The sequence below is a fragment of the Pedobacter foliorum genome (genome assembly GCF_013266735.1).
Taxonomy (GTDB): Bacteria; Bacteroidota; Bacteroidia; order Sphingobacteriales; family Sphingobacteriaceae; genus Pedobacter; species Pedobacter foliorum.
Window position 1 is genome coordinate 236,744 of record NZ_JABSNU010000008.1, and the last position, 19,280, is coordinate 256,023.

Consider the following 19,280-nt stretch of genomic DNA (forward strand, 5'->3'; position numbering starts at 1 on the left):
TGTGATGTATTCACTCGTCATCCTGAATTCACTCGTCATCCTGAATTTATTTCAGGACCTCACACTAACAAGGCTTTCTTTCTCTTGCGAGGTCCTGAAATAAATTCAGGATGACGAGTTGTTGAGCGCTACAATCTAGTGAGCGTCGTATATAATCACTTTTTCAAATAGACCACGGAACTCATCTAAAAACGCAGTGTGTAAATGATGCACCTGATAAACATCATGTCCTGCAAGATCTTCAAAAAAGATAGTTAGCGAAAATGTGTATGTAGTATCAACAACAGCACGTTCTATAGGTGCAGGTGTGCCGATATGTAATGTTTTAACAGATTCTACATTTTCAAGGGTTTCAAGGCTTTTTCTGAAAGCAACTTTTTGTTCTTCAGTAGTGTCGGCTTTAAGCCAGAATAAAACGTGATGAGCTAACATATGATATATTTTTTTTGGTAAATATAAAAAAGAATCGGGGATAGGTCCTAAGATCTATCCCCGAATTCTAACTAGCGTGCGTAATAGAAACGAGAAGTAATATGAAAACGCTACAGTACAATGAAAATAAAACTATCTTCGGTCTGCCTGATTTAAGTTAAGTAAGATGAGAAATTGAGAAGGCTGGCGTTTTAAATCGTATTAAAAGCAAGTTTTAACATATTTTAACATTAAACAGGGCCTTATACATTTGCGAAAAGATTAAGGTTTGTCTAATTTTCGCAGCGAAAATAAATGGTTCTAAATGGAAGAAGTAAATAATACCACTGAAAGTTTGGCGTATGGAACTGATATCCGCGCGCTGAATGAAATGATTCAAAAAGAAAGCGCATTTATCGATCTGCTTTTTATGGAGATGGATAAAGTGATTGTAGGCCAGAGATATATGGTTGAGCGCCTAATGATCGGTTTGCTTGCAGACGGTCATATTTTATTAGAGGGTGTACCCGGACTTGCAAAAACTCTTGCAATCAATACATTATCTAAAACTATTGATGCAGGTTTTAGCAGAATACAATTTACACCAGATCTTTTACCGGCAGATTTGTTGGGTACAATGATCTATAATCAGAAAAAGGAAGAATTCGTTATCAGGAAAGGTCCTTTATTCTCTAATTTCATTCTTGCCGATGAGATTAACCGTGCTCCGGCAAAAGTACAAAGTGCATTGTTAGAAGCAATGCAGGAGCGTCAGGTAACAATTGGCGACACTACATTTGAATTACCTAAACCATTTCTTGTTTTGGCAACTCAAAATCCAATAGAGCAAGAAGGAACTTATCCATTGCCAGAAGCGCAGGTTGATAGGTTTATGCTTAAAGTAGTTATCGGCTACCCTAAAAAAGAAGACGAAAAACTAATTATGAGAGCCAACATAGCACCTCAGGGAATGGCAAAACCTAAAGCTATCCTACATCCTGATGACATCATTAGGGCTAGAAAGGTAGTTAGAGAAGTATATATGGACGAAAAGATTGAGCAATATATTATTGATATTGTTTTTGCAACTCGTTACCCTGATCAATACAAACTAGCTGATTATAAAAACCTGATTAGTTTTGGTGCTTCACCAAGAGCAAGTATCAATCTCGCCCTAGCTTCAAAAGCTTATGCTTTTATAAAAAGAAGGGGATATGTAATTCCAGAAGACGTAAGAGCTGTTTGCCATGATGTGTTAAGACATAGAATCGGTTTAACTTATGAGGCCGAGGCTGAAGACATCAATACAGAAACTATCATTACAGGAATATTGAACGCTGTAGAAGTACCATAGCTTATGGACACCAAAGATCTCTTAAAAAAAGTAAGAAAGATTGAAATTAAAACCCGCGGGTTAAGTAATCAGATCTTTTCAGGTGAGTACCAGTCGGCCTTTAAAGGTCGTGGTATGGCTTTTAGTGAAGTTAGGGAGTACCAGGTAGGTGATGAGATTCGTACTATTGACTGGAATGTTACCGCCCGATTTAATCATCCTTATGTTAAGGTGTTTGAAGAAGAAAGGGAAATGACGGTGATGCTGCTTGTTGATGTTAGTGGTTCCAAGAATTTTGGTACACAAGCCCAGCTAAAGCAAGAACTTGCTACTGAAGTATGTGCTGTTTTGGCATTTTCTGCAATACAGAACAATGATAAGGTGGGCGTATTATTCTTTAGTGATAAAGTAGAAAAGTTTATTCCTCCTAAAAAAGGAAGAAGTCATATTTTGATGATTATCAGGGAACTGATTGATTTTAAACCTCAAAACAGGGGAACAAATGTGGCTGAGGCTTTAAGGTACTTTACCGGTGCTATTAACAAGAGGTGTACGTCTTTTCTGATCTCTGACTTTATGAGTAATTCTTTTGAGAATGAGCTTAAAATAGCCAACAGAAAACATGATCTTATTGCACTTAGGCTATATGACTTGCATGAGGAAGAATTTCCTAATCTTGGACTTATTCCTGTACGTGATGAAGAAACTGGTGAGTACGAATGGGTAAACACAGGAGATAAACGTGTAAGACAAGCCTATAAAGTAGCTGCATTGGAACGAAATGGTAAACTGGAGGATCTTTTTAAGAGATCAGGAGTAGATTATACTAAAATTGGAACCCATCAATCTTATATTAAACCATTAATGACATTATTTAAAAAACGCGAAGCCAGAAGGTAGAGATATGAAGCAATATTTTAATTTTAGCTGGTGTTTAATGTTATGCTTAGCTTGCTTTACTTATAAAAGTAACGCTCAGGATATAAAAGTAGAGGCTAAACTGGATAAGTCGACCATTGTTTTGGGAGATCAAACGATTTTGCGCTTAAGCGCTCAGTTGCCTGTAAATGATAAAATTAGCTTTCCAACTTTAGCGGATACCATATCCTCTAAAGTACAAATTGTCGAGGTTGGCAAAACAGATACAATAGCAGATAAGAATAATCCGGCTGTAAGAACAATTAGTCGCCAATACACCATCACTTCTTTTGATGCTGGCTTACAGACTATTCCTGCTTTCTTGTTTCAGGTAAACGCGCAAAGTTTTAAAACTGATCCGGTACCATTACAGGTTACATCTGTTGTGGTTGATACGACAAAAGCTATTTATGACATTAAACAGCCACTAGCTGTTCGCTATTCCTTTTTTGATTGGTTAAGAGATCATTGGCAATGGGTGGTAGTTTCACTATTGGGAGTTGTACTGATTGCAGGATTGCTTTATTATTTCTGGCAGAAAAGAAAGAATAGACCAGTTGCTGCGGTAGTTAAACCATTGGTGCCTGCAGATGTTACAGCAATAAATAAGCTGGTTGTATTAAGGGATAAGAAATTATGGCAACAGGAAGAAGTTAAACAATACCATATTGAGCTTACCGATATTCTAAGAGAGTACCTTGAAAAACGCTATCAAATTAAGGCGCTTGAGCAAACCTCTGATGAGATATTTGCAGGTTTAAGACATATGGAAATTACGGACCAAAACAGAAATAAACTACATCAGATATTAATGTTGGCCGATCTTGTAAAGTTTGCTAAAGGGAAACCTTTAAATTCAGAAAATGAGCAAAGTATAGAAAATGCAATCAGTTTTGTAACTGATACTAAAGAGACTAATCAATTACCCGATAATAAAGCGCAAAATGAAACTGTTTAGTGGAATCGAATTTGCCAATCCAGGGTTTTTCTGGTTATTACTGCTGGTACCTTTGATGATTGGCTGGTACATTTGGCGCAATAAGAGACTTCAGGGGACTATGAGAATATCATCTGTTAAGTCATTTATGGGTGCTAAGAAAAGCGGTTATGGAGTTTTAAGGCATTATAGTATCGCATTAAAATCGTTAGCGCTAATTGCAATAATTATAGGTTTGGCCAGACCGCAAAGTGCATTAAGCTGGCAAAACTCGACAACCGAAGGGATAGATATTGTGATTGCTACTGATATTTCAGGTAGTATGCTTTCTGAAGATTTAAAACCAAACAGATTGGAGGCCGGAAAGAATATCGCAATAGACTTTATAAAAGACCGACCTGATGATCGGATTGGTTTGGTTGTGTTTAGTGGAGAGAGCTTTACGCAATGCCCGCTTACCATTGATCATGATGTGTTAATTAATTTGTTTAAAGGAATTAATAATGGAATGATTGAGGATGGTACTGCAATAGGTATGGGCCTTGCAACTGCAGTTAACCGTTTAAAGGATAGTGAAGCAAAAAGTAAGGTGGTTATTCTGCTTACGGATGGTTCAAATACCACTGGTTCTATACCTCCGGTTACTGCTGCCGAAATTGCCAAACAGATGAATGTAAGGGTTTATACAGTAGGAGTGGGAACTAAAGGGTTTGCACCTTATCCTGTTAAAACACCATTTGGTGTACAGTATCAGCAAGTTCCTGTAACCATTGATGAAGGAACGCTTTCTAGCATTGCTAAAATTACCGGAGGTAAATACTTCCGGGCTACAAATAACGATAAGCTAAAAGAGATTTATCAGCAAATAGATAAATTGGAAAAGGCAAAGATTGATGTTACTCAGTACCACAAGAAAACAGAACGTTTTCTGCCTTTTGCATTGATTGCCCTAGCACTTTTGCTGGTTGAATTTGGATTAAGAAATACAATATTTAAAGGAGCTTTAACTTAAGATATGTTACGTTTTGAACACATAGCGTTTTTATGGGGGCTAGCTGCCATTCCATTGTTTATCATTGTCTTTTTTCTGGTACGCCGATGGAAAAGAAGGGCGTTGGCCAGTCTTGGAGATAAGATTACTGTTAGAAAGATGATACCGGAGGTTTCTTTTACCAGACCAGGTTTAAAGTTTATCCTTTTTACAGTTGCTTTTGCTTCATTAGTTATTGGTGCCGCCAATCCGCAGATTGGAACCAAAATAGAAGAAGGTAAAAAGAGCGGTGCAGATTTAATGATTCTTCTGGATGTTTCTAATAGTATGCTTGCAGGAGATCTTTCTCCAAACAGGCTTGAGAATGCAAAAAGAGCAATATCTCAGTTAATAGATAACCTACACAATGACAGAATAGGAATTATCATTTTTGCCGGAGAGGCTTATGTTCAATTGCCGATAACTACTGATTATTCGGCCGCTAAGCTATTCCTAAATAACATCAGTACTGATATTGTACCAACTCAGGGAACTGCTATTGGTGCGGCTATTGATATGGGAATGAAATCTTTTGATTTCGTAAATGGAACAAGCAAAGCCATGGTACTAATGACTGATGGTGAGAATTTTGAGGATGATGCCATTGCATCTGCAAAAAGAGCAACAGAAAAGGATGTGGCAATTCATGTTATTGGCCTCGGTTCTATTGAGGGAGCTCCGGTTCCAATCTATCAGAATGGTAATCCAACAGGTTTTAGGAAAGATGAAAAAGGTCAGACAGTGATTACAAAGCTGAACGAGCAGATGTGTAAAGAGATTTCTGATGCCGGTAATGGAGTTTATGTAAGGGCTACTAATGCAAACAGTGGATTGGGAATTGTAATGAATCAGATAGGGAAAATGGAGCAAAAAACATTTGACAGCAAAGTATTTAAGAACTACGAAGACAGGTTCCAGTTTTTCTTAGGCTTTGCACTGATTTTATTAGTTGTTGAGTTCTTTATCTCCAGTAAGAAGAACCTGAAATTAAGTGAGTTGAATTTGTTTGAAGTGAGGAAATAATGAAGCAGTTTATCATCGTTATATACATATTATTACAAGGCTCTTTGCTTTTTGCACAGAAAGAGAAGAAGTATATTCATAAAGGAAATCAGCTTTATCAGGAAAAGAAATATGCTGAAGCTGAGGCTAGTTACAGGCAGTCTGTAGATAAATCGAAAGCTTCTGTAGAAGGGAATTTTAATCTTGGGGATGCTTTGTATAAACAGAAGAAGTTTGATAATGCTGTTCAGAAGTTTACAGATATTGCGTCTTCTTCTAATGACAAAGCAGTAAAGGCAAAAGCATACCACAATCTTGGTAATTCATTGTTAGAGTCTAAGAAGCTGGAAGAAAGTATCGAAGCTTATAAGAAATCATTGATGAGTAACCCTAAAGATGATGAAACAAGGTACAATCTGGCTTATGCGCAAGAAAAGCTGAAACAACAGCAGAATAAAGACAAAAATAAGGATAAAAACAAAAAAGATCAGGACAAGAAAGACAAGGACAAACAGGATAAGGATAAAGATCAAAATAAGGACAATAAGGATCAGCAGAATAAGGATAAAGACAAGCAGGATAAAGATAAACAAGATCAAGATAAAAAGGATCAGGATAAAAAGGACCAGCAGGATGGACAACAGCCTCAGCCCGATAAATTGTCTAAAGAAGATGCGGAGAGGATGCTTGAAGCCTTAAAAAATGAAGAAAAGAACACTCAGGATAAGCTGAAAAATAAAAAGGCTAAAGGTGTAAAAGGCCGTATTGTTAAAGATTGGTAGACTGAGTATTTTTGCGCAAAATGAAAATGAAACACTATATATTATCGGTATTATTACTGTGGACCGGTGCCTTGTTTGCAAACGGAATAAAAGCGGCTGCAGACGATATTAAAGTTACTGCAACTGTAAGTAAAAATGTAGTTGGTACAGGAGAACCGTTTGAAATTAGTTTTTCTGTAAATGGAAATATAGAATCGTTTACTCCGCCTACACTTAACGGTTTTCAGGTTGTAGGTGGCCCTAATCAATCTTCAAGCTATTCATCCATCAATGGAAATACAACTGCGAGAATGTCACTTAGTTATGATTTGGTAGCCGTTAAAGAAGGAGAATATGTAATAGGACCAGCAGTTGTTGTGGTTAATGGCAAACAGCTTAAATCGAACTCTGTTAAAATAAAAGTGGTAAAGGGAAGGGCGGTTCAGCAGGGTAACCAAGGTAATCAAGGAAATCAGGGTAATGCAGCGCCACAAGGTGATAAGGTTGCCGAAGGAAATAGTACTGATATATCAAAACGCTTGTTTTTAAGAGCCGTTGCCAATAAAACTAATATTTATATCGGTGAGCAATTCTCGGTTTCTTACAAGTTGTATACTAATATTGATTTGGTAGATAATGCGCTTGATAAATTACCCGACTTTAACGGGTTCTGGAGTCAGGAGATAAAAAATAATAGCCAAAATGTACAGTGGGAAATAGAGAATTATAATGGGGTTAAATATCATGTAGCCACACTTAAACAGATTATCCTTTTCCCTGAGCGATTTGGTAAGCTTACTCTTGATCCTTTAGGAATGACGTTTGTAGTAAGGCAGGCAGCACCTTCAAATGATCCTATAGAACAGTTTTTTGGAGGCTCTTATAAGGATACAAAGTATAAAATTAAAAGTTCTCCGATTACGATCAATGTAAAACCTTTACCTGATGCAGGTAAACCAGAAGGTTTTACGGGAGCGGTTGGGAATTTCTCAATAAGTGCGATTCTGGATAAGTCTTCGGTTAAGGCTCATGAAGCATTAAATTATACGCTTAAAATCTCAGGAACAGGTAACTTAAAGTTATTAAAAGCACCGGAGTTGACTTTACCTGCCGATATTGAAAAGTACGATCCTAAGGTAAATGACAATATTAAAGAGACGATGAGTGGAGTTTCGGGTAGTAGGGAATACAGTTACCTGCTTATTCCAAGACATGAAGGGAATTATACAATTGAACCACTTAAATTCTCTTATTTTAATCCGGTTACAGAAAAATACATGACCTTAAGTTCTGGACAATTTCCTGTTAAGGTAGCGAAAGGAGATCCTGGCTCAAATGTTACAGCGTATGCGTCAGGTGATCAGCAGGATGTTAAAATGCTGGCCAAAGATATTGCCTATATTAAAACAGGAAACCCTGGCTTGACTAAGGATGGCGAAGGGTTTTATGGCTCTGCATTGTACTATATCCTTCTATGTACTGGTCCTGTTTTATTCTTAGCTGGATTTGGTTACAGAAAGTGGTACAGAGAAAACAATAAAGATGCAGTGAAAATAAAAGGGAGAAATGCTAATAAAATTGCGGCCAAGCATTTGGCAAATGCCCAAAAACAATTGCTCAGTGGGGATAAAAAAGCTTTCTATGAGGATGTTTATAAAGGCTTGTATGGTTATTTAAGTGATAAATTAAACATCTCGGCCGCCGATTTAAATAAGGATAACATTAGGGAGCAATTAAAATTAAGAGCGGTTAATAAACCAATAATTGACCAATTAACAGAAACGCTGGATTTGTGTGAAATGGCAAGGTATGCTCCAATTTCAGGAATATCTGAGCAAGAAGTATTTGATAAAGCGAAAACTATCATTAATGATATTGAAGACAATGCATAATCGTTTGAAACACCTGTTTTATAGTTTTTTACTACTGGTAATATCTCCTTTGTTTTTATTTGCAAAAGGGAATCCGGAGGAATTGTTTGCAAAAGGGAATAGTCAGTATGCGAAAGCGCAATACAAGGAAGCTGTACAATCCTATCAAGAAGTATTAAATACGGGATACAAATCTGCTGCCGTATATTTTAACCTTGGCAATGCCTATTATAAACTTGGAGAGATGGCACCTGCCATTCTTAATTATGAAAAAGCTTACAAGATTACACCCGGTGATCAGGAAATTCAATTAAATCTACAGCTTGCTAATTTGAAAATTGCAGATAAAATAGAGGTAGTTCCTGAGTTTTTTATGGCAAAGTGGTGGAAATCGTTGGTTTTGTTTTTCTCTGCCCAGGTATTATCCATATTTGCAGTTACATTTTTTCTGTTGGGCTTTGCTTTATTGATTGTATACCTTTTTGCAATTTCAGTTTCAATTAAGAAGCCTGCTTTTTATGCCGGGATTGCCTTATTGGTATTGGGGTTACTGTCCATTTTTATTGTAAATGCACAAAGTAATTACTTGAACAGCAGCAGTCAGGCAATTGTGTTTAATGGTACGGTGAATGTAAAGAGTGGTCCTGATGATAAGTCAAAAACGCTTTTCGTTATCCATGAAGGAACCAAAGTTACCATTAAGCAAAATGACGACAACTGGCTTAAAGTTGAGCTGCCTAATGGAAACATTGGTTGGATTGAATCTGTTGCTATAAAGGAGATTTAGTCCCCTTTACAGTTATTTAGTTTCCGGATGTTCCTTTCCATTGTGGCAGGTAACACAAGAGATTGCTATGAGTGCTTTTCCGTCTTTATCTTTACTGCCAATTGGATGAAAATACTTTTTATTGATTTTCATTGTCATACGCATCATATTTCTGGCTGTTTCTTTTTCCGGTTTTTCATCACTTGCAAAATCAAGTTTTTTAGGGTCATCAGTTCTGGCGGCATGACAGAAATTACATTTTACCCCTAAGGCTGTTTTAAAGCCATCCATGACTTCTTTAAGTTGATCATGACTAATGTCTTTAGGTAGGACCTTTAGGTTTTTAGGCTTTTCATCTGCTTGTGGCATAAATGCACTCAGCATAACAACTGTACTTAATAATACAGATAAAGTGATGGTTTTTTTGTAGGTCATTTTAAGTGGTTTGATAAACTAATATACTAAAAATCAATTAAAATATCTGCAAGTAAGATTAACGTTTAATCTGCACTAACTTCTGCCAGTTCCTTTACTTTTTCTAGCGCTTTAGGGAATGTTTTGTCAAAATAATCTTCAAACTCTTTAACCCTGTTTATGTCAACCACTAGTTCGGTTTTACCATCTACAGGTTTAAGGGTGTAGTTTTCCAATGAGTTATTCCATTCGCTTCCTTTGCCACTATTTAAATCCTTTACCCCTGCCTTAACCTCCCCGAGGTGTTTAAATGACATGTATTCATGAGGGATACTTTCTTCGATAGTTGAAAACATGCCATCATTTTTATCGTTAAGGAATAGTACTTCACTACCCTTTTTCCAATCAGTTTCTGCTTTAGAGCCCTCACAAAAAACAGCGGTCCACGCCGGATAGGTGGTGTCACTCCATAATACATTCCATACTTTTTCTTTTGAGGCATTGATTAAGATTTTAAACTCTTGCTTTTCCATCGTTTTAAATTCTAATAGTTAATTAACCTTTGTACTACTTTAATTGTTTCGCTTAACAAATATGAAGCTCTTTTAAGATAGTGGAAGGGGGTGATTGCGACAATTTAGAGGGGCAAGAAGGCTAAGTCAATTAATCATTGGTTTTGAATGCGCAAGAATTATATTTACATTTTCAGATTGTACACATACTTTACATTTAAATAAAATGAGATTTAAAAGGCGCCTCTATTATTTTGCACTACTTTTTTTTGCTGTTCTTATTGGTTGTCTGCTATATTTCAAGCCTTTACTTAAATCCGTATTCGTTAATGAATTTAAAGATAGGTCTTATGAGAAATTGCTTGGTGTTTATGATGAGAAGAATAATGCTAAATCTGATTTAGTAAATAATATTAAACATTATTCGGTAATATGGAAATCTTTTGCGCTACGTTCTAATAATAATGCTTTGCAAAAAGCAATATTAGACAATAAAAACCTTCTGCTCACAATTGAAACATGGCCAAGCTTCTATAATGGGAATGTCTCAATATTAGATGAAGTATTGAAAGGGAGTTATGATAAAGAGATTAAGGAATTAGCAGGTTTAATAAACCAAAGTAAAGGTACTGTTTTTGTACAATGGAATCCGGAAATGGAAATTCCTGCAACGCAATATCCCTGGCAGTATCAATCACCGGTGATGTATATAAATGCGTTTAACTATTTTGCAGATTACCTAAAAAGGCTTGCACCTAAGGTACAACTTGTTTGGGCACCAACTGGCTATCCCGGTGATTCAGAGTTCTGGCCTGGAAAAAAGCATGTTGATGTAATCAGTATAAGGATGGGCAATGATGCTGAGCAATTAAGATTAAAGCTTCATAGACTTCGATTTATGGATAAACCAGTATTTGTTTTGTCTGTAGATGGGACGGGTGACATAAAGAGGACTGATTCTCTTCTAAAAAAGATTGAGATAGAGAGAAACAGATATAAAAGCACCATTTATTCATCAGAAAATTTAAATGAGCCTGTTAATAATCAAATCAGAAAGAGCCTGCTTTTAGGAGTTTTCGATCCGACTAAAAAGCTAATAGCTGAACCAGAAATAACTGTAGAACATTTATTTACCGATTGGGGAGAGATACAAAGGGGAGAGTTTTTGAAGAAATTTAACGATGTAATTGATAGAAAACACGAGGTAATTGTTACTATGGAGCCTTGGAAAGATATTAGTAATGTTGCTGATCCAAACGTACTTGAGAATACATTAAATGGAAAGTATGATAAAGAGATTTCTAAATTATACGGTATAATTTCTAATGTTAAGCAAACGGTGTACTTACGTTGGGCTCATGAAATGGAAATCCCTATTCATCGCTATTCCTGGCAGAGCCGGGATCCTGTAGTTTATATAAATGCATATCGCTATTTTATGAACTTTGTAAAAGAGAAACCCGAAAATATTAAAAGAGTTTGGGGACCAGCGGGCGACAGAGGTTCTGCAGATTGGTATCCTGGTAGTGATGTTGTAGACTATATCAGTATAGCAATTTATGGGTTGCCTGATAAGAACATTACTGATGAAAATATGCAAGAATCTTTTAGTACCATATTTCAGCGCAAAAGCTATAGGATGAGATTTTTTAATAAGCCAATGTTTATAACCGAATTTGGTGTAAAAGGTTCGGAAAAATATCAGGATAAATGGTTAATTGATGCGGCTAACACTATTAAAAATAACAAGCAGATTTTTGGAGTTTGTTATTTTAATTTATTTGATAACCCCAAAGCATGGGGACACATAAAAGCTCCAGATTGGAGTATAAGTAAAAGCTCATTGAAAAAGTTCTATTTGGAATTAAAATAAACTTTTGCTTTATGATTATAAAGTTTTAAGTGTTTGTTTAGATTTATTATTTTAGCTCCTTATGAATTTGAAATGCTTTTGATTCAAAGGAAATATTTCTTTTTTTTTCTCCTTTTATGCACATTATGTGCGTGCTCTAATAACCGACAAAAACCATCGGGTAAAGTTTTTATCGAGCAAAAAGATAAGGCTTTCACATTACTTAGAAATGGTAAGCCATTCGAGATCAAAGGGGCTTCTGGTTCTTCTCATTTAAATTTGCTGTCTGAACTGGGAGGAAACACCATTAGAACCTGGGATACAACTCATATCGATTCAATACTGAAAAAAGCCAACGAGGCAAATATTGCAGTCATAATTGGATTGCCAATCCCTGAAAGTAAGCATATGTTTTTCTATAATAACGATGTAGAGGTATCCAAACAATTTAAATCAATACAGAAGCTGGTGAATAGGGTTAAAAATGATCCATCAGTTTTAATGTGGTGCGTTGGCAATGAACTTGTTTTTCCTTATAAACCTTCTTACAATAAGTTTTATAAGGCGTTTAATAATATTGTGGATATGATCCATCGAGATGATCCTGATCATCCTGTTACGACTACCATGATTAATTTTCAACGTAAAACCATTTTTAACCTCAAAATGCGGACTGACATAGATATTGTGTCTTTTAATGTTTTTGGTGGAATTAGATTATTGAGCCAGGAATTAAAAGATTTTTCCTGGTTTTGGGATGGTCCCTACCTGTTAACTGAATGGGGCATTGATGGGCCATGGGATGGAGCATTAGAAACGGCATGGGGTGCAAAAATTGAACCAACAAGTACAAAAAAAGCAGCGCAATATTATTCGAGATATAAAGAACAAATACCTTTCAATGATCCAAGATTGTTAGGCTCATTTATTTTTTACTGGGGCCAGAAACAAGAAACCACTCATACCTGGTTTAGCATATTTGATGAAGCGGGAAATAAGACTGAAGTAGTTGATGCAGCAGAGGCCATTTGGAAAGGCAAGCAATTAGCAAGCGCTGCGCCTCAAATAAATTATATGCTTCTGAACAGTAAAGGTGCTAAAGACAATATATTTCTTAAACCAAATGAAAAAAATACTGCTGAAGTCTTTATGTTAAAAGGCGATGTAAGTAATAAAAGAATTCTTTGGGAGATTTATCCAGAAGACTGGTATAAGATCAATAATGTAAATAATATTAAAAAGCCTTTACCTATAAATGGTCTTGTTGAGCAAGCGCAGGGCTTGAAGGTTATCTTTAAAACCCCTAAAAAGGAAGGGCCATATAGAATATTTGCAACTATATATGACGACAAAGGTTATGTAGCCACTTGTAATACACCATTCTACGTATTGAAAATAGATGAAAGTAGTAGAGCCAGTAATTAATCCGACCAGGAAGCAGAATTTCACCTTACGTCTAATGATTATCATTGGTTTATTCTGTATGTTCTTGTTTCTTAGAGAGCTACTGTTAACTGATGCTGAAAGTAGTACATTGTATTGGATGTTGATGGCTACACTTGTTTTTATGTGTATGAAAATACTCCATGAATGGATTCATTACTTTTATATAACTGTACCTGATACCCCTAAAAAGGAAAAAACGTATACTGTAGATATCTTTACTACTTTTTGTGCAGGAGAGCCTTATGAGATGATTAATGAAACATTAATTGCTATAAAAGCTATAAAATATCCGCATAATACTTTTTTATGTGATGAAGCTGATGATCCTTATTTGAAAAAAATATGTGAGGAGCTAAATGTAATTCATGTTACCAGAGTAAAAAAAATCGATGCAAAGGCTGGGAATATTAATAATGCCCTGAAACAATCAACGGCAGAACTTTGTGTTGTATTAGATCCTGATCATGTACCATTTCCAGATTTCTTAGACCCTATAGTAAGTCATTTTAATAATCTTGAGGTTGGATTTGTTCAGATAGTACAATCATATAAAAATTACGACGAAAGTTTAATAGCTAAAGGAGCTGCCCAACAAACATTTCAGTTCTACGGTCCAATAATGATGACCATGAACAAGTATGGGACAGTGCTTGCCATTGGAGCTAATTGTACTTTTCGGCGAGCGGCTTTGGATTCTATAGGTGGGCATGCCGCCGGATTAGCAGAAGATATGCACACTGCTATGCAATTGCATGCAAAAGGATGGAAATCAGTATATGTTCCTGCGGTATTGGCAAGAGGTTTGGTGCCAAGTACTTTGTCGGCATATTATAGCCAACAGTTGAAGTGGTCTAGAGGGGTGTTCGAATTATTGGTTACTTCTTATCCAAAATTGTTTAAGAGTTTTACCTGGCAACAAAAACTGCATTATGGAATTGTACCGATGCATTACTTATCAGGGGTAATTTTTCTAATTAATTTTTTAATACCCATATTCTCATTAATCTTTAATACCAGCCCAATAAATATTGTATTCTTTAATTTCATAACCATCAGTTTTCCATTAGTGATGTCGATCATTCTAATACGGCATTTTGTGCAAAGATGGGTAATGGAAGAGGAAGAACGAGGATTCCATGTTGTAGGTGGATTACTAATGATCGGGACCTGGTGGATATTTATTATAGGATTGTTCTATACAATTCTGCGAAAAAAAGTACCTTATAATCCAACTCCTAAGGATGGAAGAGATGAAGATAACTGGAGCTTAAATATTCCGAATCTAATCGTAATCGCGATATCTGTCTTTTCAATAATATTTGGATTATATAGAGATTGGAATCCTTACAATTTAATTATGTCTGCATTTGCGGGAATTAATTGTATGATATTGTCCTTTACAATCGCAGCAAGCAGGCAGAGTCAGTTTAGAAAATTAAAGCAAAGAGTAAAGCCCCTTAATTGGGCAATGGAGCATGTTTCGGATTTTAAGGCAAGCTTTTGGAAGCTTAGGAGGAAGATATACAGCGGAGTTAGGAGTGCAGCTTTGATGATAACTACATTAATTGTTTGTACCGTTGTGTATTTTGTAAATACGAGATCTAATACCGAGGTAAAACAAGTACCTTATAACTATCATAAAGACATACTGATTCCAGGAATATTTGCCCCAGAAACAGGCAATGGACTAAGTTCTATGGGGTTGGTTAAACAGTATGAAAATCAGAGTAAGTTGCAGTTTGGTATAGTTTCACTTTATATTCCCTGGGGAGATCAGGCTGAATGTCATTTGCCAACAGCATTGCTTGACTCAATTTATAAGATAAATGCAGTTCCAATGATTAGTTGGGAACCATGGCAAAGCTTGTTTGATAAGGTGAAAAATATTGAAGACTCTAAAAAGGAGGAAAAGATATTCGCAAGAATCATTAAAGGGGATTATGATGATTATTTAAAGAGATTTTCTGAACAAATAAAGGCGCTTAATCGTCCTGTTTTTATCCGCTTTGCGCATGAAGCAGACAATCCGCAATATCCTTGGTCAGCTAAAGGTGGAAATACTGCAGAAGAGTTTAAAGAAGGTTGGAAATATGTTCATGATTATTTCGCAAAAAATAATACATATAATGCGATTTGGGTATGGAATCCTTGGAAGCCTGATGCAGTTTCAACTTATTTTCCGGGAAGCCAATATGTTGATTGGATAGGTGTTACCAACTTAAATTATGGTACAAGAAATGGAAGTAATAGCTGGTATACTATGGAACAACTTTATCAGCCATTTCACGAGAATCCTGTCTTTAAAACAGATTTACCTGTAATGCTTGCCGAAATGGGATCATTGTCAGCTGAAGGAAAACAAGATCAATGGTTTCAAACAGCGTTTAAAAGTATAAAAAATAAATTCCCTGAAATTAAAGCGGTTGTGTTCTTTAATAGTAGCTTGGATAAGAATACAATAGATACGGCTATTGGTAAGCCTTTAAATTGGAAAGTTGAAAATTTCAGTAAAGTAGGATTAGCCATTAAGAAGTATAATAAAAAGTTAAAATGGATAGATCATAAGATTATTGCTAAAGCTCCTGTGGGTGCTTTGGAGGATTCGCCAAATAGTAAAAAGCATACATCTTTGTTTGATATACGAGGTGTAAATTATGCTAAAGGCCAAAATTGGTCTACTAATTTCCATGCTTTAAAAAAGAAGGAGATTGCTGCTGATATTTTGGAGATAAAGAAGGTCGGCTTTAATACTATAAAGTACTTTGGTCCTAGTGTATATGACCGAAATGTGCTAAGTGTTGCTGGAGAAAACGGGCTTAATATTGCTTATAGCTACTGGTTTCCAGATAATGTTGATTTTATCTCTCATAAGAATGAGCTTGATGAGTATGCTGATAAGGTAATTAGTACAGTCTCTAAATTCAAGGATAGAAAAGATATTATATTATGGAATATTGCAAATACTCCATTGCGTAAACTGGATCATGACTATTATATGCCGGATCTGTTTTTTCCCAGAGAAGCATACATTTCATGGTTGCAAAAGTTAGTAAGTTCGATTAAAAAGATAGATCCAAATAGACCAGTTACCGTAGATCTATATGTAAATGACAAATTGAGTAATAATATAGCTATGCTTTATAAAAGAATTCCTGCTATTGATTATTTTGGTTTGGTCGTTGATAGTTATTCAGACTCAGCTGCTGTGGCAGAATTAAGTAGTTTAAAAGAACCTTGGTTTTTTAGCAAAATAAGTACTACAGATTTTATAAAAAACAAGAATAATAAAGCTAATCTATTTGTAACCAATTGGCAGGATGAAATAACTGATGGATTTGTCACATTTGATGGGCTTAAAGATTATTCTGGAAAGAGTAAATTCGAATTTTATCAGTTGTCAAATAAATGGACCGGTTCAAAGTTGCCTTCAAAAATACCACCAATAAAGGTTTTGCTCCCAGCAGTTACTATATACCCGAATGCATATGTAACTTACAGAGCAATGGTGTTTGATTCAAATGAGTGGGGCTTAGCTAAACCTGATGGTGACTTGAAGTTTAAATGGAATCTTGTAAGAACTGATGCTTATGGCAATCCTATTGATTTGAAAGAAGTAGGAGAAGGTAGTAGCATTACCTTAAATATACCAGAGTATCCTTCGAGCTATAGGCTATACCTCTATGCAATGAGTAATAATGAGGTGAAGATTGTTAGCACAAAGCTTAATATTCCATTGAAGTAAAGAAACAAAAAAGGCAGAGAAGTTTTAACTTTCCCTGCCTTTGAAATCAAGTATAATTGATGCTTGTTCCTTATCTTTTGCTTTGCAACACTAAATTAGCTTTACCTTTTTGTACAGCTGATTTTGCTGCCTGTAAATTACCGGTTTCACCTGTTTTATTCTCTAAGTAAATTGCACAAAATCCAAGTTTTTCAAAATACCCCATTCCAATAAAGGTATCTACATTGCCAAATAGATATAGGTCATCCTCTATACCTAGATAAGTGTATCGCTCTGAGAAAAATTTTATTGATTCTTTAACTACCGCTTCTGTATCTGCAAAAACGAGAACCATAGACTGTAACAAGTTATTATCAAAGCCATAAAGTGCATTTTTTATTTTAGCATTCTCACCTCGGTAATACAGAGCTGTAGCTGTTTCATCTTGCAATGTTCTGGTTTCTTTACTCTTTACGGTGCTTTTTGTTGCACCATATTTTATATAAGGTTCTGCACAAAGTGTACTGTATGGTGCTATGGTTACAACGGACGTTAATGTTACGTTAGCTCCAACTGCTTTAATTGTTGTTTTCCCAATTCTATAAGCATTAAAAAGACCTGAAGCAGATACAAATCCAACAGTTTCGTCTGATAATGACCATTTGAACTCAGACTCTTCAATGTCTTTGGAGCCTAATTTAATTACGAATTGATGTTTCTTGTCGTAATTCAACTCAAGGGCAGTCTGATCAAGAGAATACTTAGGTTCCGGGTCTTTTTTACTACATGATGTTAATATCATGGCAAGAGCAAGTAGCGCTAATAGCTGTTTTTTCATATTTGTTATTTGGTTAGTGAAGACTGTAATGACGTTTACGATCTACAGTTGTCGTAAATATATAAAAATGACTCCAGTAATTCGGTAGACCTGGCTCATGGAAATATCAAAATCAACCTTATTAAAAGCCAATAGCTCTTAATAAGGTTAGTTAATTGTATTATTTATAAAAATGACTTATTTTAATAGGCGTAAACTTCTGTAAGACAATAAAGTAGTGAAAAATGAATAGTAAGTTATCAGCAATAATGATTATGATTTGGGTATTTGCTGCAGAAGTTGCTTATAGCCAAAAGAAAGTCTCTTCACAAAAAATGGAGGAGGTGTACAATGAAGTGAAAACACCATTTAAGTATGGGATGGTATTGGTGCCAGATAGTAAATCTAAAATGGTTGATAGTCCAAGTATTTTTTATAGCAATGGAAAATGGTGGATGACCTATATTGTTTACGATGGCAGAGGTTATGAGACATGGCTGGCGGAGAGTGCCGACTTGTTAAACTGGAAAACACTGGATAAAATTATGTCGTTCAGTAAAAATACCTGGGATGCTAACCAAAAGGCCGGATATCTGGCGCTTCAGGATTTTGAATGGGGAGGTTCTTACAAGCTGGAGACTTATAATGATAAATATTGGATGTCTTATCTGGGGGGCGCGGATCAAGGTTATGAAGCCGGCAGATTAGGTGTTGGCATAGCCAGCACAATTAATCCAACAAAGGCTCAGGAATGGACCCGTGTAAGTAAACCTGTCATGTTACCTACAGATAGCAATGCACGATGGTACGACAATGGGTCGATATTTAAAAGTACAGTGATACATGATAAAGCGAAAAGTTTGGGGTCTTCTTTTGTGATGTTTTATAACGCAGCTAATCAATCTTCAAGCGAAAGATATCCAAGAGCAGAGCGTATTGGTTTAGCTGTGTCTGATGACATGGTACATTGGAAAAGACATGGTGAAGAGCCTGTTATTGATCATTTTTATGGTATATCTGGCGATGCTTATATTACAAAGATGAAGGACCTATGGGTGATGTTTTATTTTGGAGCAAATTGGAAGCCTGGTGCATTCGATCGCTTTGCCTGCTCTTATGATTTGGAAAACTGGACGCTATGGAATGGCCCTGATTTGATAGCACCTTCAGAAACATTTGATAAAACCTATGCCCATAAACCTCTTGTTATAAAATACAATGGAGTGGTGTATCATTTTTATTGTGCTGTAAATATAAACGAGAAAGGTGAAGAGGAACGAAGCATAGCTCTAGCTACTTCAGTGGATCTTGGCAAGAGCCCGGTTAAATTCCCTAAATAGAAAAGCGAATTTATAAGTTGTATAAATAAAAAGAGCCTGTATCATAAATCGTGATACGGGCTCTTTTGCGTCTACCCGTATTCCTATCGTCTTGATTATTAACAATTTAAGTTGTTTTTTTTTCGTTTTAAATTTGATTTAACTTATTG

The 19,280-nt window shown here is 35.8% G+C and carries 16 protein-coding genes; 12 read left to right on the plus strand and 4 right to left on the minus strand.

From position 1 onward, the window contains the following. Positions 1–135: 135 nt before the first annotated feature. Positions 136–432 (minus strand): Dabb family protein, encoded by a 297-nt coding sequence (locus tag HQN83_RS17120; protein ID WP_173091605.1) that lies wholly within the window; start codon positions 430–432, stop codon positions 136–138. Positions 433–736: 304 nt separating this feature from the next. Here HQN83_RS17120 and HQN83_RS17125 point away from each other — a divergent pair, with 304 nt between their 5' ends. From HQN83_RS17125 to HQN83_RS17160, 8 genes are read left to right on the plus strand one after another with little or no spacing between them, the layout of a single operon-like run. Continuing rightward, positions 737–1,765, plus strand: coding sequence for an AAA family ATPase (locus tag HQN83_RS17125; RefSeq protein WP_108206048.1), 1,029 nt, complete (start codon positions 737–739; stop codon positions 1,763–1,765). Positions 1,766–1,768: 3 nt separating this feature from the next. Next, positions 1,769–2,644, plus strand: a complete 876-nt coding sequence (locus HQN83_RS17130; RefSeq protein ID WP_173091607.1) for a DUF58 domain-containing protein — start codon at positions 1,769–1,771, stop codon at positions 2,642–2,644. A 4-nt stretch (positions 2,645–2,648) separates the two neighbouring features. Next, positions 2,649–3,620, plus strand: a complete 972-nt coding sequence (locus tag HQN83_RS17135; RefSeq protein ID WP_173091609.1) for a BatD family protein — start codon at positions 2,649–2,651, stop codon at positions 3,618–3,620. Continuing rightward, positions 3,607–4,611, plus strand: a complete 1,005-nt coding sequence (locus HQN83_RS17140) for a vWA domain-containing protein (RefSeq protein WP_217277412.1) — start codon at positions 3,607–3,609, stop codon at positions 4,609–4,611. The genes HQN83_RS17135 and HQN83_RS17140 overlap by 14 nt, the downstream gene beginning before the upstream one ends. Positions 4,612–4,614: 3 nt before the next feature. Beyond that, on the plus strand, positions 4,615–5,652 hold the full coding sequence (locus tag HQN83_RS17145; RefSeq protein WP_173091611.1) for a vWA domain-containing protein: 1,038 nt from the start codon (positions 4,615–4,617) through the stop codon (positions 5,650–5,652). Continuing rightward, positions 5,652–6,413, plus strand: a complete 762-nt coding sequence (locus HQN83_RS17150; RefSeq protein ID WP_173091613.1) for a tetratricopeptide repeat protein — start codon at positions 5,652–5,654, stop codon at positions 6,411–6,413. Before HQN83_RS17145 ends, HQN83_RS17150 begins: the two co-directional genes overlap by 1 nt. A gap of 26 nt (positions 6,414–6,439) precedes the next feature. Beyond that, entirely contained in the window at positions 6,440–8,284 is a 1,845-nt protein-coding gene (locus tag HQN83_RS17155) for a BatD family protein (RefSeq protein WP_246254534.1), read from the plus strand. Continuing rightward, complete coding sequence (locus HQN83_RS17160) at positions 8,262–9,050, plus strand: tetratricopeptide repeat protein (protein ID WP_246254535.1); 789 nt, start codon at positions 8,262–8,264, stop codon at positions 9,048–9,050. The genes HQN83_RS17155 and HQN83_RS17160 overlap by 23 nt, the downstream gene beginning before the upstream one ends. A gap of 12 nt (positions 9,051–9,062) precedes the next feature. Here HQN83_RS17160 and HQN83_RS17165 read toward each other — a convergent pair whose 3' ends face one another. Continuing rightward, positions 9,063–9,464, minus strand: a complete 402-nt coding sequence (locus HQN83_RS17165; RefSeq protein ID WP_173091617.1) for a c-type cytochrome — start codon at positions 9,462–9,464, stop codon at positions 9,063–9,065. A gap of 65 nt (positions 9,465–9,529) precedes the next feature. Beyond that, positions 9,530–9,976 (minus strand): SRPBCC family protein, encoded by a 447-nt coding sequence (locus tag HQN83_RS17170; protein ID WP_173091619.1) that lies wholly within the window; start codon positions 9,974–9,976, stop codon positions 9,530–9,532. Between the two features lie 205 nt (positions 9,977–10,181). On the opposite strand from HQN83_RS17170, the gene HQN83_RS17175 reads away from it, so the two are divergent. Genes HQN83_RS17175 through HQN83_RS17185 form a run of 3 tightly spaced genes read left to right on the plus strand, consistent with a single transcriptional unit; the run spans position 10,182 to position 16,995 of the window. After that, the gene (locus tag HQN83_RS17175; RefSeq protein WP_173091620.1) at positions 10,182–11,828 is read left to right on the plus strand and encodes a hypothetical protein; all 1,647 of its coding nucleotides are present in this window, start codon (positions 10,182–10,184) and stop codon (positions 11,826–11,828) included. A gap of 33 nt (positions 11,829–11,861) precedes the next feature. Then, positions 11,862–13,232, plus strand: coding sequence for a glycoside hydrolase family 2 TIM barrel-domain containing protein (locus tag HQN83_RS17180; protein WP_217277413.1), 1,371 nt, complete (start codon positions 11,862–11,864; stop codon positions 13,230–13,232). Next, positions 13,207–16,995 carry a glycosyltransferase family 2 protein gene (locus HQN83_RS17185; RefSeq protein WP_173091621.1) on the plus strand — a complete coding sequence of 1,263 codons (3,789 nt, stop codon included), beginning with the start codon at positions 13,207–13,209 and terminating at the stop codon, positions 16,993–16,995. Before HQN83_RS17180 ends, HQN83_RS17185 begins: the two co-directional genes overlap by 26 nt. Positions 16,996–17,065: 70 nt before the next feature. Here the strand turns inward: HQN83_RS17185 and HQN83_RS17190 are convergent, their stop codons facing one another. Further along, positions 17,066–17,812 (minus strand): Ig-like domain-containing protein, encoded by a 747-nt coding sequence (locus HQN83_RS17190; RefSeq protein ID WP_173091622.1) that lies wholly within the window; start codon positions 17,810–17,812, stop codon positions 17,066–17,068. 224 nt (positions 17,813–18,036) lie between these two features. Here HQN83_RS17190 and HQN83_RS17195 point away from each other — a divergent pair, with 224 nt between their 5' ends. Further along, positions 18,037–19,131: a glycoside hydrolase family protein gene (locus HQN83_RS17195; RefSeq protein ID WP_173091623.1), complete on the plus strand. Its 1,095-nt coding sequence runs from the start codon at positions 18,037–18,039 to the stop codon at positions 19,129–19,131. Positions 19,132–19,280: the final 149 nt, after the last annotated feature.

Excerpts from the sequence above, each read along its gene's own strand:
- HQN83_RS17120 (WP_173091605.1), bottom strand. The coding sequence starts at position 432 with ATGTTAGCTCATCACGTTTTATTCTGGCTTAAAGCCGACACTACTGAA.
- HQN83_RS17125 (WP_108206048.1), top strand. The coding sequence starts at position 737 with ATGGAAGAAGTAAATAATACCACTGAAAGTTTGGCGTATGGAACTGAT.
- HQN83_RS17130 (WP_173091607.1), top strand. The coding sequence starts at position 1,769 with ATGGACACCAAAGATCTCTTAAAAAAAGTAAGAAAGATTGAAATTAAA.
- HQN83_RS17135 (WP_173091609.1), top strand. The coding sequence starts at position 2,649 with ATGAAGCAATATTTTAATTTTAGCTGGTGTTTAATGTTATGCTTAGCT.
- HQN83_RS17140 (WP_217277412.1), top strand. The coding sequence starts at position 3,607 with ATGAAACTGTTTAGTGGAATCGAATTTGCCAATCCAGGGTTTTTCTGG.
- HQN83_RS17145 (WP_173091611.1), top strand. The coding sequence starts at position 4,615 with ATGTTACGTTTTGAACACATAGCGTTTTTATGGGGGCTAGCTGCCATT.
- HQN83_RS17150 (WP_173091613.1), top strand. The coding sequence starts at position 5,652 with ATGAAGCAGTTTATCATCGTTATATACATATTATTACAAGGCTCTTTG.
- HQN83_RS17155 (WP_246254534.1), top strand. The coding sequence starts at position 6,440 with ATGAAACACTATATATTATCGGTATTATTACTGTGGACCGGTGCCTTG.
- HQN83_RS17160 (WP_246254535.1), top strand. The coding sequence starts at position 8,262 with ATGATATTGAAGACAATGCATAATCGTTTGAAACACCTGTTTTATAGT.
- HQN83_RS17165 (WP_173091617.1), bottom strand. The coding sequence starts at position 9,464 with ATGACCTACAAAAAAACCATCACTTTATCTGTATTATTAAGTACAGTT.
- HQN83_RS17170 (WP_173091619.1), bottom strand. The coding sequence starts at position 9,976 with ATGGAAAAGCAAGAGTTTAAAATCTTAATCAATGCCTCAAAAGAAAAA.
- HQN83_RS17175 (WP_173091620.1), top strand. The coding sequence starts at position 10,182 with ATGAGATTTAAAAGGCGCCTCTATTATTTTGCACTACTTTTTTTTGCT.
- HQN83_RS17185 (WP_173091621.1), top strand. The coding sequence starts at position 13,207 with ATGAAAGTAGTAGAGCCAGTAATTAATCCGACCAGGAAGCAGAATTTC.
- HQN83_RS17190 (WP_173091622.1), bottom strand. The coding sequence starts at position 17,812 with ATGAAAAAACAGCTATTAGCGCTACTTGCTCTTGCCATGATATTAACA.
- HQN83_RS17195 (WP_173091623.1), top strand. The coding sequence starts at position 18,037 with ATGAATAGTAAGTTATCAGCAATAATGATTATGATTTGGGTATTTGCT.